Consider the following 19282-nt stretch of genomic DNA (forward strand, 5'->3'; position numbering starts at 1 on the left):
GACCGTCACCGGCCGTCCCACCAACGCGCCGCCGCATCGTCCGGCACCTCGGGGCTGGCGAAGTGGAACGGCACCGCGAAGCGCTCCGCCAGCGCGCGCCCGACCGTGCTCGCCGCCACCGCCTCCGGCCAGGGCGGGACCGCGCCGTTGAACAGGCGCAGGTCGCCGCCGAACCGGATGAGCGCCAGGCTGTGCTCGGTGTTCGGTGCGGTCGTGACGGCGACGAGGTGCACGCACCACCCCTCGGTGTCGCCGTCCCAGAGCGCCTCGATCGCCGCCGGACGGCTGGGCATTGCCTCGACCCGGGCGGCCAGGGTGTCGACGTTCAAGGGTGCGGTCGGCGCGCGGTGAACGGGCTTCCCGAGTGCGGCGTAGCGCTCGCCGAGCAGGTCCAGGCACTCGGGGAGGCCGGGGAGCGGCTCCGGGGCGGCGTCGCGGATCACCTTGACCGCCTGGATCCGATGGCCCTTCAAAAGCAACTCATCGATTCGATCCCGCACGTGTGCGGACAGCACGCCCCAGAGTGGATTTTCCATGGTCACATTAGAACGTGGAAGCCGCCTCGCAGCGCCCCACGATCGCGCCCGCCCGGTCGATGCAGATCACGTCCACCGCCACCGGCGCCTCGCGCAGCACCCCGAGAGCCGTGCCCCGGGCCGCCTTCGCCACCAGGTCGCCCAGTGGGACGCCGGCCGCGCCGCACAACTGCACCGCTTGCAGGCCGGTGTTGGCGGCGGCCACCGCCGCGACCAGGTCGGGGTCGGCGCCGGCGGTGCGGGCGAGGTCGGCGAGGAAGGTCTTGTCGACCTGGGAGCGGGCGGAGTGCAGGTCGAGGTGGCCGGCGGCGAGTTTGGAGAGTTTGGCGAAGCCGCCCGCGATGGTCAGGCGTGGGATCGGGTGCCGGCGCAGGTACTTGAGCACGGCGCCCGCGAAGTCGCCCATGTCGAGCAGGGCGTCCTCGGGCAGGCCGTACTCGGCGGTCGCGACGCGTTCGGAGGTGGAGCCGGTGCAGCCCGCCACGTGGGTGTGGCCGGCGGCGCGGGCCACGTCGATGCCGCGGCGGATCGAGTCGATCCAGGCGGAGCAGGAGTAGGGGACCACGACGCCGGTGGTGCCGAGCACCGAGAGGCCGCCGAGGATGCCCAGGCGCGGGTTCCAGGTGCTGCGGGCGATCTCGGCGCCGTGGTCGATGGAGATCTCGATCTCGACGTCGGCGGCACTCCCGCCGCTCCCGTGCCGGGCGGCCACGCCCGCCACCGCCTCGCGCATCAGCTGCCGGGGCACCGGGTTGATCGCGGGCTCCCCCACCGGCAGCGGCAGGCCGGGCTTGGTGACCGTGCCGACCCCCGGCCCGGCCCGGAAGACCACGCCCGTGCCGGGGGCGCCGTGCCGCACGGTGGCCCGGATCACCGCGCCGTGGGTCACGTCCGGGTCGTCGCCGGCGTCCTTGACCACGGCGGCCATGGCGAACTGATGCTCCGTCAACTCCTCTCCGGCCAGCGCGAAGGCGGGCCGCTGGCCCTTGGGCAGGGTGATCGTCACCGGGTCGGGGAACTCGCCGGTGAGCAGCGCGGTGTAGGCGGCCGTGGTGGCGGCGGTGGCACAGGCGCCGGTGGTCCAGCCCGGCCGCAGGCCGCTGCTGGAGAGCTGGCCGGCGCGACCGCCGGTAACCTCAGACATTCATCGCTCCGGAGGGAACACGCGTGCGGCACATCCTGATCCTCGGCGGCACCACCGAGGCCCGGCAGCTGGCCGAGGCGCTGGCGCCGTCGCCCGGGCTGCGGGTGACCAGCTCGCTGGCGGGACGGGTGAGCAGTCCGCGGCTGCCGCCGGGCGAGGTGCGGGTGGGCGGCTTCGGCGGCCCGGCGGGCCTGGCCGACTGGCTGCGCGAGCAGCAGGTGCACACCCTCATCGACGCCACGCATCCTTTCGCCCAGGTGATCAGCCGCAACGCGGCCGAGGCGGCCGCCGCCGTCCATGTTCCCCTGCTCGCGCTGCGTCGGCCCAGCTGGGTCCCGGTTGCCGGTGATCGCTGGCACTGGGTCGACTCACTGGAGCAGGCCGCGACCGTGCTGCCGACGCTGGGCAGGCGGGCGCTGCTGACCACCGGGCGGCTGGGCCTGTCCGCCTTCGCCGGGGTCACCGGGGTGCACCTGGTGGCCCGCTCGGTGGAGCCGCCGGACCCGCCGCTGCCCGCGGAGCTGACGGTGCTGCTGGAGCGCGGCCCGTTCCGCGCGGAGCAGGAGCGGGCGGTCTTCCGGCAGCACCGGATCGACGTGCTGGTGACCAAGGACAGCGGCGGCGCGGCCACCGCGCCGAAGCTGGCGGTGGCCCGCGACTTGGGGCTGCCGGTGCTGATCGTGCGGCGGCCCGCGCTGCCCGCCGGTGTCCGAGAAGTGGCCGATGTGGCCGGAGTACTGGGCGAATTGGGGGTGGTCTCCGGTAACGTCTGGTCGTCCGGACCAGCGGACGGCTGAGCGCTTGCCGAAGGGGACGTGCCAGTGGCGTGCAGAGTCGAGAGGAACCGGTGATGGCCCGTCGGATCAAGGACATCGCGGTACCTGACCAGCGCGGCCGGCTGGCCGTGGTGACAGGATCGAACAGCGGAATAGGGTTCGAGACCGCGCGCCGACTGGCGCTGGCGGGCGCGGAAGTGGTGCTGGCGGTCCGGGACGAGGCCAGGGGCGAGTCGGCCGCCGAGCGGATCCGGGCGGACGGCGGGAAGCGGGTCAGCGTGATGGCGCTGGACCTGGCCAGCCTGGCCTCGGTGGCCTCCTTCGCCGACGTGCTGCACGAGCGCGGCCGACCGGTGGACCTGCTGATCAACAACGCCGGGGTGATGGGCGTGCCGACCCGGTGCACCACCAGGGACGGCTTCGAGCTGCAGTTCGGCACCAACCACCTGGGCCACTTCGCGCTCACCGGCCGCCTGCTGCCGCTGCTGCGCGCGGCTGCCGCGCCCCGGGTGGTGACCGTCTCCAGCCTCTCGCTCTGGCTGGCCAGGCTCGACCCGCCGGGCCTCAACGGCGAGCGCCGCTACCGCCCGATGGGCAGCTACGCCAGGTCCAAGCTGGCCAACCTGATGTTCGCGCTGGAGCTGGACCGGCTCAGCGCCCGGCAGGGCTGGGGCGTGCGCAGCATCGCCGCGCACCCCGGGTCGTCCCGGACCAACATCGCGATCAGCGGCCACGGGCTCGGGCGGGCGCCAGGGGCGTTCAACCCGCAGGCCCTGATGATGAACGTGCCCGGGGTCTGCCAGCACCCGGCGCGCGGGGCGCTGCCGCTGCTGGTCGCGGCGACCAGTGCGGCGGCGGTCGGCGGCGGGTACTACGGGCCGGACGGGATCGGCGAGTTGGCCGGTCTGCCGGCGGCGGCCCGGGTGCCCAGGCGGGCGACCGAGCTGGCTGCCGCGGTCCGGCTGTGGCGGCAGTCGGAGGAGCTGACGGGCGTGGCCTTCCCGGCCTGACCGGGGACGGGCGGGTGCGCCGCCGCCTCGTTCCCGGACCGAACGGGGACGGGCGGTGTGCCCCGCCACACCGGGCCTCCCCCGTGAGCGGCCCGACGAGGCGGGCGCCCGTCCCCGTTCAGGGACGACAGGCGCCACGCCACCGGGCCGCGTACAGCGTGGGGTTGACGTTGCGGCCAAACCCTGGCGGCATCCCGGACCGCCGGGCTCAGCGCTCGGGGCTCAGCGCTCCGGGTAGCGGCGCGGGGTCCAGACCACCTCGGTGCCGTCGCCCCGGTCGACCGCCTGGGTCTGCGAGGAGCCGATCAGCAGGATGGTCCGCATGTCCACCTCGGCCGGGTCCAACTCGCCCAGCCGCACGGTGCGCACCCGCTCGGTCGGGCCGCCGACGTCGCGGGCCAGCACCACGGGGGTGTCCGCCGCGCGGTGCTCCAGCAGCAGGTCGCGGGCCAGGCCCACCTGGGTGGTGCGGCTGCGCGAGCCGGGGTTGTAGAGCGCGAGCACCAGGTCGGCCGCGGCCGCCGCGCGCAGCCGCTCGGCGACCACCGACCAGGGCTTGAGCCGGTCGGAGAGCGAGACCACCGCGTAGTCGTGGCCCAGCGGCGCGCCGGCCCGGGAGGCGGCGGCGTGCGCGGCGGTCATCCCGGGCAGCACCCGCACCGGGACCTCGCGGTAGGGCTCGGCGCAGGCGGCCTCCAGTACGGCGGTGGCCATCGCGAAGACGCCCGGGTCGCCGGAGGAGACCACCGCGACCCGGTGGCCGCGCCGGGCCAGGTCCAGCGCGAACTCGGCGCGCTCGGCCTCGACCTTGTTGTCCGAGCCGTGCCGGCGCTGACCGGCCCGGACCGGGACCCGGTCGAGGTAGGTGGTGTAGCCGACCAGGTCGGTGGCGCCCGCGAGCGCGCCGCGCGCCTCGGGGGTCAGCCAGAGCGGACCGGCGGGGCCGGTGCCGACCACCACCACCTCGCCCTGCTCCGGTTCGGGCTTGGGGTGGTTGATCCTGCTCGGCAGCACCGCGACCGAGAAGTACGGCACGGTCTGCGGGTCCACCTCCGCCAGCGGCGCGGTCCGCTCGCCCGGCATCGTGGCGCGCTCCACGTAGCGGGCCTCGTCCAGCCGGCCCGAGCGCTCCAGCGCGCGGCGCACGGTCGGGAAGGTGCGGCCCAGCTTCATGATCACGGCGGAGTCGGTGGCGGCCAGCCGGGCGGTCAGCTCCTCCTCGGGCAGCGTGCCCGGGATGACGGTGAGCACCTCCTCCGCCTCCACCAGCGGGGTGCCGAGCCGGGCGGCGGCGGCGCTGATCGAGGTGACGCCAGGGACCACCTCGGTCGGGTAGCGGTGCGCGAGGCGCTTGTGCATGTGCTGGTAGGAGCCGTAGAAGAACGGGTCGCCCTCGGCGAGCACCGCCACGTCCAGGCCGGCGTCCAGGTGGGCGGCCAGCCGGGCGGCGGCCTCCTCGTAGAAGTCCTCCAGCGCGCCCCGGTAGCCGCCGGGGTGGTCGGTGGTCTCCACGGTGATCGGGTAGACCAGCTTCTCCTCGAGCTGACTGCCCGTCAGATACCGTTCGGCGATGGACCGGGCGATCGACCGGCCGTGCCGGGCGCTGTGGTAGGCGATCACGTCGGCCTTGCCGATCAGCTCGGCGGCGCGCACGGTGAGCAGCGAGGGATCGCCGGGGCCCAGCCCGATCCCGTAGAGCCGGCCCGTCATTCGACCTCACTCGCAATCGCGTTGAGCGCGGCGGCGGCGATCGCGCTGCCGCCCCGCCGGCCGCGCACCACCAGGTGCTCCAGTCCCGAGGGGTGCTCGGCCAGCGCCTGCTTGGACTCGGCGGCACCGACGAAGCCGACCGGCACGCCGATCACCGCGGCCGGGCGCGGCGCGCCCGCCTCGATCATCTCCAGCAGCCGGAAGAGCGAGGTCGGCGCGTTCCCGACGGCCACCACCGAGCCCTCCAGCCGGTCCAGCCAGAGCTCCATGGCCGCCGCGCTGCGGGTGGTCCCCAGCTCGGCCGCCAGGCCCGGCACCCGCGGATCGGAGAGGGTGCAGATGACCTCGTTGTCGGCGGGCAGCCGCTTGCGGGTCACCCCGCTGGCCACCATCGAGACATCGCACAGGATGGGCGCGCCGGCCCGCAGCGCGGCCCGGGCGTCCGCCACCACGCCGGGGGTCCAGAGCAGGTCGGCGACCAGGTCGGTCATCCCGCAGGCGTGGATCATCCGCACCGCGACCTGGGCGACGTCGGCCGGCAGGCCCGCCAGGTCCGCCTCGGCGCGGATGGTGGCAAAGGACTCGCGGTAGATCGCCGCGCCGTCCTTCTCGTACTCGATCACGTGGTCCTCCGGGCCGCAGCGACCGCTGCCGCCATCTGTTGGTTCGTCACTTCGATTGCACTGCCGAGGTGGGAGACGCGGTAGCCGTCGCCGGTGGCCAGCACGTCGACGAACGGGCCGGCCGGGTGGCCGCAGCGCCGTTCGCAGCCGGACCAGTGCACCGGGCGCAGCTCCCCAGCCGCCGCCGCGTCCAGTGCCGCCGCGTCCAGTGCCGTTGCGTCCAGTGCCGTTGCGGCGTGCGCCCGCACGTCCGCCAGCGACTTGGCGCAGCCGGGTGCGCCGGTGCAGGCGGTGGCGCCGGTCCAGGGTGAGGCGGGGTCGGTGCGCAGCCCGGCCGCCGCGAGCGCGGGCAGCGCCTCGGCGCCGGCGCCGGGCAGCACCACCGCACGCCACGGGGTGACCCGCAGTTCGGTGCGCGCGTGCTGCGCGAGCAGGCGCCACTGGGCGGCGGCGCCGCGCCCGAACCGCAGGCCGACGCAGACGCCGGACCCGACGCCGTCGCCGGGCCCGAAGGCGCCGACCGCCGGGCGGTTGCCGGGCAGCGCGGGCAGTGGCCTGGGGGCCAGGCCGAGGCGGCCGGCGAGCAGCGTGCCGTCCGGGTCGGCCTCGCGGATCCGCCAGGAGCCGCTGCGCAGCCGCACGAACTCCTCGGCCGCCCGCAGCGCCGTCGCCGGACCGACCGCGTCCAGCACGGTGGCGGCCCGCCCCAGCCGCAGCAGCGGGCCGTCGGGGTGGGCGATCAGCGTGACGTCCGCGTCCAGCGCGGCCACGTCGCCGCGGCCGTCGTCCAGCGCGAAGAGGAAGCGCCCGGACAGCTCCCGGGCCGTCCCGCTCGCCAGCAGCAGTTCGTCCAGTTCGCGCACCCACGGCCGCAGGTCCGCACCGCCGTCCAGCCCCGCCAGCGGCGAGGCGACGATGTTGCGCACCCGCTCGTGCGAGTCCGAGGGCAGCAGGTCGACCGCGCGCAGCCGCCGGGCCAACTCCGTGCCCGCGTCCGCGCGCAGCCCGCGCAGTTGGACGTTCCCGCGCGAGGTGGCCTCCAGCGCGCCGTCGCCCAGTTCCTCGGCGGCCAGTGCCAGGGCCCGCGTCTGAGCCACCGACAGCAGCCCGCCGGGCACCCGGACCCGGGCCAACGCCCCGTCATCGGCGGCGTGCAGCCGCAGCGCGCCCGGGCAGGCGTCGTCACGTCCCCGGTCCCGGCCCAGGCCGATCCGCGCAGCGGCAGGCTCGAGGGCGTCGGGTGAGGGAGACATGGCGGCGAGCATACCGATGATCGGACCGCACGTATGCCCCCTGCCAGGCGTGATCAGCATCTCCGCCACACCGCGCCGCACCCGCCCCAGCCGCCCGTCGGCCGTCGGAGCCCGCCTGTCGGTCCCCCTCACTAGGCTGAATTCCGTGGCCCACCTTCCCCCCGCGCGCCATCTGCTGCGCGCCAAGGACCTGGTCGACGCCCGGTACGCCGAGCCGCTCGGCGTCGCCGAGCTGGCGGCTGCGGCCGGGCTCTCCCGGGCGCACTTCAGCCGGGAGTTCCGCCGCGCGTTCGGGGAGTCACCGCACGTGTACCTGCTCACCCGGCGGCTGGAGCGGGCCGCTGCCCTGCTGCGCACCACCGACCACCCGATCGCCGGCATCTGCTGCGACGTGGGGCTGACCAGCCTGGGCTCGTTCACCACCAGCTTCACGCGGATGTACGGGCTGGCCCCCGCCGCCTACCGGGCCGCCTTCCCGCCGGCCGCCGCGCACGCGATCGTGCCGGGCTGCGTGCGCCGGGCCTACGGGCGTCCGCAACACCGCACGTTTCGAGAAGACGGCGCCACCGGTGGCGACATAGCGTGACATTACCGCCGCAAGCAACACGGACCAGGAGAAAACCCGATGATCAAGATCGCCACCGCACAGCTCTGGGTCCACGACCAGGACGAGGCGCTCGCCTTCTACACGCAGAAGGTGGGCATGGAGGTCCGGTCCGACGTCACCGTGCCGGAGATGGGCGACTTCCGCTGGCTCACGGTCGGCCCGGTCGGCCAGCCGGACGTCTCGCTCGTGCTGATGGCCGTGCCCGGCGCGCCGGTCTTCGACGCGGACACCCAGGCGCAGATCCGCGAACTGACCGCCAAGGGCGGCGCCGGCTCGGTCTTCCTGACCACCGACGACTGCGACGCCGCGTACCAGGAGCTGTCGGCGCGCGGCGTGGAGTTCAACGAGAAGCCGACCGACCAGCCCTACGGGCGCGACTGCGGCTTCCGCGACCCGTCCGGCAACAACATCCGGCTCACCCAGCTCGCCCCGATGTGACGCCGTCGAGCGGCAGCCGCGCCCGGCCGACCCGAGAGCGGGTCGGCCGGGCGCTGTCGTGGCCATGCCGCGGGGGACCTGTGAGGGATCGGCGCACGCCGTAACGAATGCCGTGGTCTCCGTCACGAACGGGGCTGCCGAGTGGAGTCGACCGGTCCTGTTGCGCTATCAACTATGCCTACACGGTCGTCCGCTGACGGCCCATGGCAAACAACGGGGCATAACTTCATGAGCACCATCAGCAGCACCAAGGCTGTCCGCGGCATGATCGGACTGGCCACCGTCGGCGTCTTCGCGCTGACCGGCTGCGGTCCGGACGAGGTCACCAGCACCACGCCGCCCGCCAGCGCCGCGGCGAGCGGCGGGTTCAAGGACACCACCGCCAAGCCGAGCGCACCGGCGAGCGGCGGCGCGACCAAGGCGGCCAAGCCGACCACGTCGGCCGCGCCGACCGCCACCGCCGACACGGGCGGTGGCGGCGACGACGGGAAGGTGGCCACGGCCGGGCAGAGCTTCAAGATCGGTCAGACCGCGCAGCTCCCGTTCGTCTACGGGGACACCAAGGGCACCATCGCGCTGACCGTCACCACGATCGAGGCGGGCGACCCCGCCGACCTGGCCTCGCTGAAGCTGGGCGACCAGGTCTCCGGCAAGATCCCGTACTACATCCGCTACACGATCAAGAACGTCGGCAGCACCGACCTCTCGTTCAGCACCGTGGACCACATGACCGGCCTGCTGCCGGACGGCACCCAGGGCCAGGACGTGATGGTGATCGGCGAGTTCGACAAGTGCAAGACCGACTCGCTGCCCAGCGGCTTCACCAACGGCCAGACCGCCCAGGGCTGCGCGGTGGTGCTCGCACCGTCGCCCGCGGTGAAGATCACGACGGCCCAGTACTGGGGCGAGCCCTTCTCGCTGGAGAAGGGGCTGACCTGGAAGTAGTCCGCAGGGCCGGCGGCTGAGCCGGCCTCGAGGCGGTGCGGAGAGTGCGCTGGTGCGCGCTCCCCGCACCGCCTTCGCGCCGTCGGGTGCCCGTTAGGATGTCCGCCGGGTGGGCCGCCTGGTCCGCTCACGCCCGAGACGGCGTCAGGGGAGGAAACCGGTGCGACACCGGTGCGGTCCCGCCACTGTGACCAGGGCTCAACGGGCCTTGGGAGCCAGGAACTCCCGCCGTCTCCCCCAGCACCCGGGGCGCGGACCCCGAGGAAGGCCAGCCGCGTGATCCTGCTGCTCTCCACCTCCGACACCGACCTGCTCTCGGCCCGCGCCAGCGCCGGGCCGGTCCCCTACCGCCTGGGCAACCCGGCCCGGCTGCGCGCCGAGGACCTGCCGGAGCTGCTGGACGGCACCGACCTGGTGGTGGTCCGGCTGCTCGGCGGCCGACGCGCCTGGCAGCAGGGCCTGGATGCGCTGCTCGCCGGGCCGCGCCCGGTGATCGTGCTCAGCGGCGAGCAGGCGCCGGACGCGCAGCTGATGGAGCTGTCCACCGTCCCGGCGGGCCTGGCGGCCGAGGCGCACGCCTACCTCGCGCACGGCGGCGCCGCCAACCTGGCCGAGCTGGCCGCCTTCCTCTCCGACACCGTGCTGCTCACCGGGCACGGCTTCGCGCCGCCCGCCTCCGCGCCCGACTGGGGCCCGCTGGAGCGCACCGCCCGCCGCGCCGAAGGCCCGCTGGTGGCCGTCCTCTACTACCGCGCGCACCACATGAGCGGCAACACCGCCTTCGTCGACTCGCTCTGCGCCGCGATCGAGGACGCGGGCGGGCGGGCCAAGCCGCTCTACTGCTCCTCGCTGCGCGGTGCGCCCGCCGAGCTGCTGGCCGAACTCGGCAGCGCCGACGCCATCGTGACCACCGTGCTGGCGGCCGGCGGCACCCGGCCCGCCGACGCGCAGGCGGGCGGCGACGAGGAGGCCTGGGACGCGGGCGCACTGGCCGCACTGGACCGGCCGATCCTTCAGGCGCTCTGCCTGACCTGGTCGCGCGAGACCTGGCAGTCCAGCGACGACGGCCTCTCCCCGCTGGACACCGCCACCCAGGTCGCGGTGCCGGAGTTCGACGGGCGGCTGATCACCGTGCCGTTCTCCTTCAAGGAGCTGGACGAGGACGGGCTGACCGTCTACGTCGCCGACCCCGAGCGCTGCGCCCGGGTGGCCGGGATCGCGGTCCGGCACGCCCGGCTGCGCCACATACCCGCCGCCGAGCGGCGGTTGGCCGTGGTGCTCTCCGCCTACCCGACCAAGCACGCCCGGGTCGGCAACGCGGTCGGCCTGGACACCCCGGCCAGCGGGGCCCGCCTGCTGCGCCGCCTGCGCGACGAGGGCTGGGAGCTGGGCGAGGGCTTCCCGGGGATGGAGCCCGTCGAGGGCGAGCACGAGGGTGACGCGCTGATCAAGGCGCTGATCGACGCCGGTGGTTACGACCAGGACTGGCTCACCGAGGACCAGCTGGCCCGCAACCCGGTGCGCATCCCCGCCGCCGACTACCGCCGCTGGTACGCCGAACTGCCCGCCGCGCTGCGCGAGCGGGTCGAGGAGCACTGGGGTCCGGCGCCCGGCGAGCTCTACCTGGACCGCAGCCGGAACCCGGACGGCGACCTCGTGCTGGCCGCGCTGCGCGCGGGCAACCTGCTGGTGCTGGTCCAGCCGCCGCGCGGCTTCGGCGCCAACCCGGTGGCCATCTACCACGACCCCGACCTGCCGCCGAGCCACCACTACCTGGCCGCCTACCGCTGGATCGCCGCCGCACAGGCGGACGGCGGCTTCGGCGCCGACGCCGTGGTGCACCTGGGCAAGCACGGCAACCTGGAGTGGCTGCCCGGCAAGACCTCCGCGCTCTCCGCCGAGTGCGGGCCGGACGCGGCGCTCGGCGACCTGCCGCTGATCTACCCGTTCCTGGTCAACGACCCGGGCGAGGGCACCCAGGCCAAGCGCCGCGCGCACGCCACCCTGGTCGACCACCTGGTGCCGCCGATGGCCCGCGCCGACTCCTACGGTGACATCGCCCGGCTGGAGCAACTGCTCGACGAGCACTCCAACATCGCCGCGATGGACCCGGCCAAGCTGCCGGCCATCCGGGCGCAGATCTGGACCCTGATCCAGGCCGCCCGGCTCGACCACGACCTCGGCCTGGAGGAGCGCCCCGAGGACGACGGCTTCGACGACTTCCTGCTGCACGTCGACGGCTGGCTCTGCGAGGTGAAGGACGCGCAGATCCGCGACGGCCTGCACGTGCTGGGCGAGGCGCCGAGCGGCGAGGCCCGGGTCAACCTGGTGCTCTCGATCCTGAGGGCCCGTCAGATCTGGGGCGGTGTCAGCGCGTTGCCGGGTCTGCGGGAGGCCCTCGGGCTGGACGAGGCGGCCCTGACGCTGGGCGCCACCGACGCCGCCGAGGCGAAGGCGCGCGAGCTGATCGAGGCGATGGAGGCCGCCGACTGGGCGCCGGAGGCCGTCGAGAAGGTCGCCGCCGGGCACCCGGTGGCCGTGGCCGAGGTGCTGGACTTCGCCGCCCGCCAGCTGATCCCCCGACTCGCCGCCACCACCGACGAGTTGGACGCCGTGATCCACGCGCTGAAGGGCGGCTTCGTGCCGGCCGGGCCGTCCGGCTCGCCGCTGCGCGGGCTGGTCAACGTGCTGCCGACCGGGCGCAACTTCTACTCGGTGGACCCGAAGGCGGTGCCCAGCCGGCTCGCCTGGGAGACCGGGCAGGCGCTGGCCGAATCGCTGGTCGCCCGTTACCGGGCCGACAACGACGGCGCGGTGCCGCCCTCGGTGGGCCTCTCGCTCTGGGGCACCAGCGCGATGCGCACCGCCGGCGACGACATCGCCGAGGCCTTCGCGCTGCTCGGCATCCGCCCGGTCTGGGACGACGCCTCCCGCCGGGTCACCGGCCTGGAGCCGATCCCGCTGGCCGAACTCGGCCGCCCGCGCGTCGATGTGACGCTGCGCATCTCCGGCTTCTTCCGCGACGCCTTCCCGCACGTGGTCGCCCTGCTGGACGACGCGGTGCGGCTCGCGGCGGCCCAGCAGGAGGCCGACGAGGACAACTTCGTGCGGGCCCACGTGCAGGCCGACCTGGCCGAGCACGGGGACGAACGCCGGGCCACCGTGCGGGTGTTCGGCTCCCGTCCGGGCACCTACGGGGCCGGCCTGCTGCAGCTGATCGACAGCCGCGACTGGCGCACCGACGCCGACCTCGCGGAGGTCTACACGGTCTGGGGCGGCTACGCCTACGGCCGGGGCCTGGACGGGCGGCCGGCCCGCGAGGAGATGGAGACCGCCTACAAGCGGATCACCGTCGCTGCCAAGAACACCGACACCCGCGAGCACGACATCGCCGACTCGGACGACTACTTCCAGTACCACGGCGGCATGGTGGCCACCGTCCGGGCACTGACCGGCTCGGCGCCCGCCGCCTACATCGGCGACTCGACCCGCCCGGAGACGGTGAAGACCCGCACCCTGACCGAGGAGGCGGCCCGGGTCTTCCGGGCCCGGGTGGTCAACCCGCGCTGGCTGGAGGCGATGCGCCGGCACGGCTACAAGGGCGCCTTCGAGATGGCCGCGACGGTCGACTACCTGTTCGGCTACGACGCCACCACCGGCGTGGTCGCGGACTGGATGTACGAGCGGCTGACCCAGGAGTACGTGCTGGACCCGGTGAACCGCGAGTTCCTCACCGAGGCCAACCCCTGGGCGCTGCACGGGATCAGCGAGCGGCTGCTGGAGGCGGCCGAGCGCGGGATGTGGGCCGAGCCGGACCCCGCCCTGCTGGCCGAGCTGCAGGCCGCCTTCCTGGAGGCGGAGGGCGACCTGGAGGAGGGCGCCGACAGCCAGGCCTGACGCTACGTCAGCTTCCGTCCGCCGGAACCGAGATCAGCAGCTGACCGCTCGCCAGGTCGCGGACCTCGAAGTGGCTGATCTCGCCCGGCTGGAAGCCGGTGCCGCCCGAGGTCTGCAACTGCGGGCCCGACTGGCTCTGACCCTGGGCCCGGTCCTGGGCCTGATCCTGGGCCGGGGAGTCGGGCCCGTAGCCGGCCGGCGGGACGGTCCAGCTGGTGACCGTCTGGCTCGCGCCCTGGGCCGAGACGGCCACCAGGTCACAGCTGCGCGGTCCGCCGACCCCGGTGAGCCGCAGGGTGATCGCGCTGCCCCAGGCCGTCGGGGTCACCGCGACGGTCGCGGCGACCCCGGTCGCGGCGGTGGCGCGGTGCTCGACCGCGGCGGCGGACGGCGCGCCGGCCACCGGGGCCGAGGCCAGCACGGCCGCCGTGACGGCCGGGCCGCCGAGTACCAGCACCGCCGCCACCGCCACCAGCCAGCGCCGCCGCACCCGGGCGCGGCGGCGGGTGGCGGCGGCCTCGGCGAGCAGCGCCGCGAGCGGCGGCGGATCGAGCGGCAACGGGTCGAACGGCAGCGGACCGAGCGGCAGCGGACCGGCGGCGGATGCGCCGACCGCCGCGCCGTCGGCCTTGAACTCGGCCAGCAGCGGCTCCAGTTCGCCCAGTGAGGCGACCTCCTCGGCGCACCTGGGGCAGTCCGCCAGATGCTCCTCGAAGCGCGCCCGGTCCGCCGCGTCGAGCACGCCGAGGACGTAGGCACCGGCCTCCAGATGCCGGTCCGGCCCGGCCGGCGGGTCCCAGGGACCCTGGGGCGCTGTCACGACGTCACTCCCCGTTCCTCCAGCGCGATCTTCAGCGACCGCAGCGCGTAGAAGATCCGCGACTTCACCGTACCTTCCGGAATGCCCAGTTCGGCCGCCGCCTCGGCGACCGTGCGGCCCTTGAGGTAGGTCTGCGCGATCACCTCCCGGTGCGCCTCGGTGACCGCGCCGAGTGCGTCGGTGATCGCCATCAGCCGCAGCGCCCGGTCCAGTTCGTCCGCGGCGGGGAGCAGCTCCAGCGGCGCCGCGTCGGTCTCCGGCGGCCGGGCGACGGACCGCCGGTGGTCGTCGATGACGATCCGCCGGGCCACCGTGACCAGCCAGGGCCGCACCGATCCCGCCGCCGCGTCCAGCCGGTCGGCGTGCTTCCAGGCGCGCACCAGGGTCTCCTGGACCACGTCCTCGGCACGCTGCCGGTCGCCGCCGACCAGGTGCAGCACGAAGCCGAGGAGCGGGCCCGCGTGGTCCCGGTAGAGGGCTCGGATCAGCTCCTCGTCGGCACCCGCCGCGCCGCGGCGACTGCGGGGTTCATCGGTCACGAGGTCATCCTGGCGCACCACAACCTCCGGTCGGACACCGCCTGCCGACCAGGGGTACGCACCGAACGGCGCCACCGTTCAACGCGGCGGGAGATCAATGCGGCAGGAGATCAATGCGGCAGGAGATCAACGCGGCGGGAGAGGGTGCCCGGTCACTCGTCCCCCAGCGCCAGCAGCAGTTCGCGCAGCGCGCCCGCGAGCTCCGCCCGCCCTGGCGCGTCCAGGGCGGCCAGCAGCCGCCGCTCGGTGGCCAGATGGTCGGGCAGCGCCCGGTCGACCAGGGCCCGCCCCTGCTCGGTCAGCTCGACGTGCACCACCCGGCCGTCGGTCGCGCTGGGCCGGCGGGTGACCAGACCGCGCTCCTCCAGCTTCTCCAGGCGCTGGCTGACCGCACCGGAGGTGACCATCGCCGCCCGCATCAGCTCGGCCGGGGTGAGCCGGTGCGGCGGGTCGCTGCGCCGCAGGGTGGCGAGCACGTCGAAGCCGGCCATGTCCAGGCCGTGCGTGGCGAAGGTGCGGCGCAACTCGCCCTCGATCAGGCGGGTGAGCCGGGTGAGCCGGCCGATCACCGCCATCGGCGAGACGTCGAGGTCGGGGCGCTGCCGGGCCCACTGGGCGAGGACGAGGTCCGCGTGGTCCCCGCCGGTCGTATCCGTCATGCCGAGAAGACTAGCCAATCTCTTAGCGCTGAGATACTTTATCTTAGTGCTAAGAGACCGATCGGGTACCGTCCTGCTGACCGCCCTGGCCCCCGCCGTCTGGGGGACCACCTACTACGTGACCACCCAGTTCCTGCCGCCCGACCGCCCGTTGCTCGCCGCCACCGTCCGCGCCCTGCCGGCCGGACTGCTGCTGGTCGCGGTGACCCGGCGGCTGCCGCACGGCGTGTGGTGGTGGCGCGCGCTGCTGCTCGGCGCGCTCAACATCGGCGCCTTCTTCGCGCTGCTCTTCGTCGCCGCCTACCGGCTGCCCGGCGGGGTGGCCGCGACCATCGGCGCGCTGCAACCCCTGCTGGTCGCCGCCCTGTCGGCGGGCCTGCTGGGCGAGCGGCTGCGGCTGCGCACGGTGCTGACCGGACTCGCCGGGGTGGCCGGGGTGAGCCTGCTGGTGCTGCAGGCCGGTGCCCGGCTGGACTGGCTGGGCATCCTGGCGGCGATCGGCAGCGCGGTGGTGATGGCGACCGGCGTGGTGCTCAGCAAGCGCTGGCCCTCCCCCGCACCGCTGCTGGCCACCACCGGCTGGCAGTTGGTCGCCGGCGGGCTGCTGCTGCTCCCGCTCTCCCTGCTGGTCGAGGGCCCGCCGCCGCACGCGCTCTCCGAGCGCAACCTGCTCGGCTACGGCTACCTGACCCTGATCGGCGCCGCGGTCGCCTACGCGCTCTGGTTCCGCGGCCTGCGTGCGCTGGCGCCGACCCAGGTCACCTTCCTGGGCCTGCTCTCCCCGCTGGTCGCCACCGTGGTCGGCTGGCTCGCCCTCGGCCAGCACCTGACGCCCGTCCAACTGCTCGGCGCGCTGGTCATCCTGGCCGCGCTGGTGATCGCCCAGACGCAACCGAGGCGCAAGGCCGGACTCCCGGGCGCCGAACTCCCGGAGGTCGACTTCGCGGACGCCGAGCCGGTGCAGGAGCAGCGGCCCCACTCCACGGTGAGCTGACCGGGTCCGGCGACGGCAGCAGGCCCGCGCCGGTTGGTGCGACGAGTGATTCGTCGCACCACCCGGCGCGGGCCTGCTGCTGCGGTGCGTGAGGACCGGTGCGCTCCCCGAGCGTGCGCCCTGGTAGCGCGCCCGCCCCGGTCAGGAAGTCAACCGCCAGGAGGTCAACCGTCAGGAGGTGATCGGGCCGATGGTCAGCGAATGGATGGTCGGGCCCGCGCAGTGCTGGGTCTGCCAGGGCAGGAAGAGCGAGGCCTTCTCGCCGGGCGGGTAGATCCGCAGGCCCTGGGCGGGGCTGAGCTGGCACTGGGTCGGGTCGTAGCCGCCCACGCCGTTGGCGTCGTGCAGGGTGGCCTTCGCGGTGCCCTTCGGGGCCAGCGTCACGGTGGTGTAGGGCTCACCGGTGCGGGTGGCGGGATTGCCGGACTGCTGCCCCGCGGTGGCGACATAGGAGACGCCCGGGTAGCCGGCGAGCGTACAGCTGTGGCTGGAGGTGTTGGTGAAGACCAGGGTGGAGTAGTACTGGCCGGCACCGATGCCCGCGCCGCTCTGCGCGACGCTCAGGTCGCTGCTGGTGCAGGCCCCCGGACCGGCGGGCGCGTCCGGCGTCGAGGCGGAGACGGGCGCGGCGCCGGAGGTACCGGGCGCACCGGTACCCGCCGAGCCACCGGGCGTCGTGGCCGTCCCGGACCCGCCGGTCGTCGAGGAGGACCCGCCGGTCGTGGCGGAGGACCCGCCGGTCGTCGAGGAGGACGAGCCGGGCGCGCTCGACCCGGCGCTTCCGGCGGCGGCCGGCGCCGACGAGCCCTGGCCGCTCGCCGACGGCGACGACGACGAGGAGCAACCGACCAGGGCGAGCGTCGCCGCCGCGGCCACCAGGGTGGCGGTTGCTATCGAGGTCCGAGCGGGCCTGCGGGACATGGTGCTCCTCCTTCGCCGGGCAAATCAGCCTGTCAGGCTTCAGTCTTGCCCCTGTCGGGCCGCACAATCCGCTCTGATACAGAGCTGTGGCAGAACCCGGGCAGCACCGTGACGGCGCCGCCCGGGACCACACTCGCGTGCCCCGGCGCACAACGCGCCGGTCAGAGAAGGGTCTTCCAGTAGTACCAGAACCGCCCCAGGATCATCAGCGCGATCACGGCGTACCAGAGCACCGGAACCACCCAGTGGTACCGGTTCAACTCCCGCACCACCGGCTTCATCCGCTCCCCGACCGGGATCACCCCGGTGCGCAGGTTGGCCAGCGTGGTGTACCAGAAGAGCGCGATGGTCACCGCCCAGACGCCCATGCAGTACGGGCAGAGCGCACCGATCGAGTAGAGCGACTGGCTCATCAGCCAGTGGATCAGGACCAGCGCGAACACCGTCCCGAACTGCAGGCCCAGCCAGTACCAGCGGCGGTACCGGGCACCCGCCAGCACCCCGGTGGCGATCGCCAGCACCACCCCGAAACCGACCAGGCCGATCAGCGAGTTCGGGAACCCGAACACCGAGGCCTGGTGGCTGGTCATCACCGAACCGCAGGCGATGATCGGGTTGATGTTGCAGTTGAGGACGGTGTGCGGGTTCTGCAGCAGGTGGATCTTGTCGATGGTCAGCACGGCCGAGGCGGCCAGGCCGATCGCGCCGGCGATCAGCAGCAGCCAGGCGAACGCGCGGCCCGGGTCGGGCCGGGCCGCGATCTCCTCGGCCGCCGCCGTCCCCTCGATCTCGCCGGCGGTGGTCACTTGGTCCCCGTTGTCTGCTGGATCAACGCGGTGTACTGGTCGGCGGTGATCGGGTTGCCCTGGCTGTCGAAGAGGGTCAGCGCCTTGCCGTCCAGCTTCATGGTCGGGGTGCCGGTCACTCCGCTGGTGTTGAAGGCGGCGGCCACCTTCTGCGCCCAGGGCAGGTAGGTGCCCGCCTTGACCGCGTTGACGAAGGCGTCGGTCTTCAGCCCCGGCACCTGGCCGGCCACGTTGAGCAGGGTGTTGACGTCGCCGTAGCCGTCGGTCTCCTCGCTCGGCTGGTTCGCGTAGAGCGCGTCGTGGAACTTCTTGAAGTCGTCCGCGCTCTGGTTCAGCGCCGCACCGGCCGCCGCCAGCGCCTGGATCGAGCCCTTGCCGCCCAGGTTGTCGTCCAGGAACGCGGCCATGTGGTACTGGATCTTGTACGTGCCGTTGTCGGCCAGTTGCTGCACGGTCTGGCCGTCGGAGGTCTCGAACTTCTTGCAGATCGGGCAGCGGAAGTCCTCGTAGACGTCCAGCGTGTGCGCGGCGTCGGCCTTGCCGTAGGTGATCACCAGACCGTTCGGGCCAGTCGTGTTGGCCGGGACGACCACCGGGGCGCTCGCGGCCGAACTGCCGCCGCTGTGGCCGCCGCCACTGTTCACGGCGATCGCCACCCCACCGCAGAGGGCCAGCACCACCGCCACCGAGGCGCCGATGACGATCCGGCGGCGCGTCTTCTCGGCCCGCTGCTCGCGCAGCCGGGCCTCGTGCAGCTTCGCGCGGCGGTCGGCGCTCTTCTGCTCGTACGACTGCTGGGACTTGTTCTGCTTGTTGCTCATGGGTGTGTCGGTCCTGTCCGCGTCAGACGGCACCGCGCGAGGGGCGGGCCGGACGCTAGCAAGCTGGAGGTGGGCGTCGGCGGCGCACACCGCCGGCCCGGCTGCCCGCCGCGAGGCGGCGGGAGGGGCTCAGCAGGCGAGCGCGAAGGACGCCGGCGGACCGCGGCGGCGGGAGGGTGCGAGCGGCAGGTCCTCGGTGGGCGCGTGCTCCGGCCGGGGCTCGGGCAACGCGACCCCGGGCGCCGGACGGGCCGGCAGCGGGGCGATCAGCAGCAGCGCGCGCAGCGCCCCGGGGGACAGCGCGGCCAGCGCGCCGACCAGTTCGGGCAGCCCCACCAGGGCCGCGTCGGCCAGCCGCAGGCAGAACGCGGCGAGCACGGTGACCACCGCCTGCACGACCAGCAGCACCACTTCGAGCAGCGTCGGGGCCAGCGAGAGCCCGCCCGTACCGCTGCCCACCTGGCCGCCGCCGCAGACCATCAGGTCCAGGCCGCCGCCACTGTGGTGCACGGGCCGGTCACAGGTCTGCTGCCCGAGGTTGAACGTGGTGTTGAGCAGCAGCTCCACCGGCAGCAGCAGCGCGGCGATCTGCAGGAAGCCTCGGTCGCTGCCGGCCAGCACCGCGGCCAGCAGGAAGACGCCCGCACCGGCCGCCAGCACCACGGTCAGCGGCAACGGCTGCCCGGTGACGACCACATGACCGGCCGCGGACAGCGGAACGGCCAGCGCGGCGAAGAGCATCGCGCGCAGCGTCCGGGTCAGGCGGCAGGTGGTCACGGTTTC

19 protein-coding genes and 1 riboswitch are annotated in these 19282 nt (G+C 74.3%); of the genes, 7 read left to right on the top strand and 12 right to left on the bottom strand.

Annotated elements, in window-relative coordinates; translation table 11 throughout:
• Positions 1-5: 5 nt before the first annotated feature.
• Positions 6-536 carry a hypothetical protein gene (locus tag OG403_RS08990; protein ID WP_329562949.1) on the bottom strand — a complete coding sequence of 177 codons (531 nt, stop codon included), beginning with the start codon at positions 534-536 and terminating at the stop codon, positions 6-8.
• A 7-nt stretch (positions 537-543) separates the two neighbouring features.
• Positions 544-1680, bottom strand: coding sequence for a cobalt-precorrin-5B (C(1))-methyltransferase (locus tag OG403_RS08995; RefSeq protein ID WP_329562950.1), 1137 nt, complete (start codon positions 1678-1680; stop codon positions 544-546).
• A gap of 23 nt (positions 1681-1703) precedes the next feature.
• Between OG403_RS08995 and OG403_RS09000 the strand changes: the two genes are divergently transcribed.
• Positions 1704-2477: a cobalt-precorrin-6A reductase gene (locus OG403_RS09000; protein ID WP_329562951.1), complete on the top strand. Its 774-nt coding sequence runs from the start codon at positions 1704-1706 to the stop codon at positions 2475-2477.
• A gap of 53 nt (positions 2478-2530) precedes the next feature.
• Complete coding sequence (locus tag OG403_RS09005; protein ID WP_329562953.1) at positions 2531-3466, top strand: SDR family oxidoreductase; 936 nt, start codon at positions 2531-2533, stop codon at positions 3464-3466.
• Between the two features lie 222 nt (positions 3467-3688).
• On the opposite strand, the gene OG403_RS09010 is transcribed toward OG403_RS09005, so the two are convergent.
• The 3 genes from OG403_RS09010 to OG403_RS09020 are packed head-to-tail and all read right to left on the bottom strand — an operon-like array spanning position 3689 to position 7064.
• The gene (locus OG403_RS09010; protein ID WP_329562955.1) at positions 3689-5176 is read right to left on the bottom strand and encodes a precorrin-2 C(20)-methyltransferase; all 1488 of its coding nucleotides are present in this window, start codon (positions 5174-5176) and stop codon (positions 3689-3691) included.
• Positions 5173-5799 carry a precorrin-8X methylmutase gene (locus tag OG403_RS09015; protein WP_329562957.1) on the bottom strand — a complete coding sequence of 209 codons (627 nt, stop codon included), beginning with the start codon at positions 5797-5799 and terminating at the stop codon, positions 5173-5175. Before OG403_RS09015 ends, OG403_RS09010 begins: the two co-directional genes overlap by 4 nt.
• Positions 5796-7064, bottom strand: coding sequence for a cobalamin biosynthesis protein CobG (locus OG403_RS09020; protein WP_442910884.1), 1269 nt, complete (start codon positions 7062-7064; stop codon positions 5796-5798). The genes OG403_RS09015 and OG403_RS09020 overlap by 4 nt, the downstream gene beginning before the upstream one ends.
• Before the next feature lie 133 nt (positions 7065-7197).
• Here OG403_RS09020 and OG403_RS09025 point away from each other — a divergent pair, with 133 nt between their 5' ends.
• The 4 genes from OG403_RS09025 (at position 7198) to cobN (ending at position 12939) form a co-directional block, all read left to right on the top strand.
• Positions 7198-7638, top strand: coding sequence for a helix-turn-helix transcriptional regulator (locus OG403_RS09025; RefSeq protein WP_329562961.1), 441 nt, complete (start codon positions 7198-7200; stop codon positions 7636-7638).
• Positions 7639-7677: 39 nt separating this feature from the next.
• Complete coding sequence (locus tag OG403_RS09030; RefSeq protein ID WP_329562963.1) at positions 7678-8097, top strand: VOC family protein; 420 nt, start codon at positions 7678-7680, stop codon at positions 8095-8097.
• 228 nt (positions 8098-8325) lie between these two features.
• Complete coding sequence (locus tag OG403_RS09035; RefSeq protein WP_329562964.1) at positions 8326-9042, top strand: hypothetical protein; 717 nt, start codon at positions 8326-8328, stop codon at positions 9040-9042.
• A 122-nt stretch (positions 9043-9164) separates the two neighbouring features.
• A riboswitch (cobalamin riboswitch) is annotated at positions 9165-9289 on the top strand.
• A 29-nt stretch (positions 9290-9318) separates the two neighbouring features.
• On the top strand, positions 9319-12939 hold the full coding sequence (cobN, locus tag OG403_RS09040; RefSeq protein ID WP_329562966.1) for a cobaltochelatase subunit CobN: 3621 nt from the start codon (positions 9319-9321) through the stop codon (positions 12937-12939).
• A 7-nt stretch (positions 12940-12946) separates the two neighbouring features.
• On the opposite strand, the gene OG403_RS09045 is transcribed toward cobN, so the two are convergent.
• The 3 genes from OG403_RS09045 to OG403_RS09055 all read right to left on the bottom strand — a co-directional run bounded on the left by OG403_RS09045 (position 12947) and on the right by OG403_RS09055 (position 14957).
• Positions 12947-13759: a zf-HC2 domain-containing protein gene (locus OG403_RS09045; protein ID WP_329562967.1), complete on the bottom strand. Its 813-nt coding sequence runs from the start codon at positions 13757-13759 to the stop codon at positions 12947-12949.
• The gene (locus OG403_RS09050; protein WP_442910885.1) at positions 13756-14316 is read right to left on the bottom strand and encodes a sigma-70 family RNA polymerase sigma factor; all 561 of its coding nucleotides are present in this window, start codon (positions 14314-14316) and stop codon (positions 13756-13758) included. Before OG403_RS09050 ends, OG403_RS09045 begins: the two co-directional genes overlap by 4 nt.
• 134 nt (positions 14317-14450) lie before the next feature.
• Entirely contained in the window at positions 14451-14957 is a 507-nt protein-coding gene (locus tag OG403_RS09055; RefSeq protein ID WP_329562971.1) for a MarR family winged helix-turn-helix transcriptional regulator, read from the bottom strand.
• A gap of 46 nt (positions 14958-15003) precedes the next feature.
• Here OG403_RS09055 and OG403_RS09060 point away from each other — a divergent pair, with 46 nt between their 5' ends.
• The gene (locus tag OG403_RS09060) at positions 15004-15951 is read left to right on the top strand and encodes an EamA family transporter (protein WP_329562973.1); all 948 of its coding nucleotides are present in this window, start codon (positions 15004-15006) and stop codon (positions 15949-15951) included.
• Between the two features lie 171 nt (positions 15952-16122).
• Here OG403_RS09060 and OG403_RS09065 read toward each other — a convergent pair whose 3' ends face one another.
• The 4 genes from OG403_RS09065 to OG403_RS09080 form a co-directional block, all read right to left on the bottom strand.
• Positions 16123-16872: a DUF4232 domain-containing protein gene (locus tag OG403_RS09065; RefSeq protein ID WP_329562975.1), complete on the bottom strand. Its 750-nt coding sequence runs from the start codon at positions 16870-16872 to the stop codon at positions 16123-16125.
• Between the two features lie 161 nt (positions 16873-17033).
• The gene (locus tag OG403_RS09070; RefSeq protein WP_329562977.1) at positions 17034-17678 is read right to left on the bottom strand and encodes a vitamin K epoxide reductase family protein; all 645 of its coding nucleotides are present in this window, start codon (positions 17676-17678) and stop codon (positions 17034-17036) included.
• Positions 17675-18499: a DsbA family protein gene (locus OG403_RS09075; RefSeq protein WP_329562978.1), complete on the bottom strand. Its 825-nt coding sequence runs from the start codon at positions 18497-18499 to the stop codon at positions 17675-17677. Before OG403_RS09075 ends, OG403_RS09070 begins: the two co-directional genes overlap by 4 nt.
• Positions 18500-18628: 129 nt before the next feature.
• Positions 18629-19276 (bottom strand): hypothetical protein, encoded by a 648-nt coding sequence (locus OG403_RS09080; RefSeq protein ID WP_329562980.1) that lies wholly within the window; start codon positions 19274-19276, stop codon positions 18629-18631.
• Positions 19277-19282: the final 6 nt, after the last annotated feature.

The organism is Kitasatospora sp. NBC_01266 (genome assembly GCF_036242395.1).
In the GTDB taxonomy this organism is placed as follows: domain Bacteria; phylum Actinomycetota; class Actinomycetes; order Streptomycetales; family Streptomycetaceae; genus Kitasatospora.

Excerpts from the sequence above, each read along its gene's own strand:
- OG403_RS09055 (WP_329562971.1), bottom strand. The coding sequence starts at position 14,957 with ATGACGGATACGACCGGCGGGGACCACGCGGACCTCGTCCTCGCCCAG.
- OG403_RS08995 (WP_329562950.1), bottom strand. The coding sequence starts at position 1,680 with ATGTCTGAGGTTACCGGCGGTCGCGCCGGCCAGCTCTCCAGCAGCGGC.
- OG403_RS09065 (WP_329562975.1), bottom strand. The coding sequence starts at position 16,872 with ATGTCCCGCAGGCCCGCTCGGACCTCGATAGCAACCGCCACCCTGGTG.
- OG403_RS09075 (WP_329562978.1), bottom strand. The coding sequence starts at position 18,499 with ATGAGCAACAAGCAGAACAAGTCCCAGCAGTCGTACGAGCAGAAGAGC.
- OG403_RS09035 (WP_329562964.1), top strand. The coding sequence starts at position 8,326 with ATGAGCACCATCAGCAGCACCAAGGCTGTCCGCGGCATGATCGGACTG.
- OG403_RS09030 (WP_329562963.1), top strand. The coding sequence starts at position 7,678 with ATGATCAAGATCGCCACCGCACAGCTCTGGGTCCACGACCAGGACGAG.
- OG403_RS09020 (WP_442910884.1), bottom strand. The coding sequence starts at position 7,064 with ATGCTCGCCGCCATGTCTCCCTCACCCGACGCCCTCGAGCCTGCCGCT.
- OG403_RS09010 (WP_329562955.1), bottom strand. The coding sequence starts at position 5,176 with ATGACGGGCCGGCTCTACGGGATCGGGCTGGGCCCCGGCGATCCCTCG.
- OG403_RS08990 (WP_329562949.1), bottom strand. The coding sequence starts at position 536 with ATGGAAAATCCACTCTGGGGCGTGCTGTCCGCACACGTGCGGGATCGA.
- OG403_RS09005 (WP_329562953.1), top strand. The coding sequence starts at position 2,531 with ATGGCCCGTCGGATCAAGGACATCGCGGTACCTGACCAGCGCGGCCGG.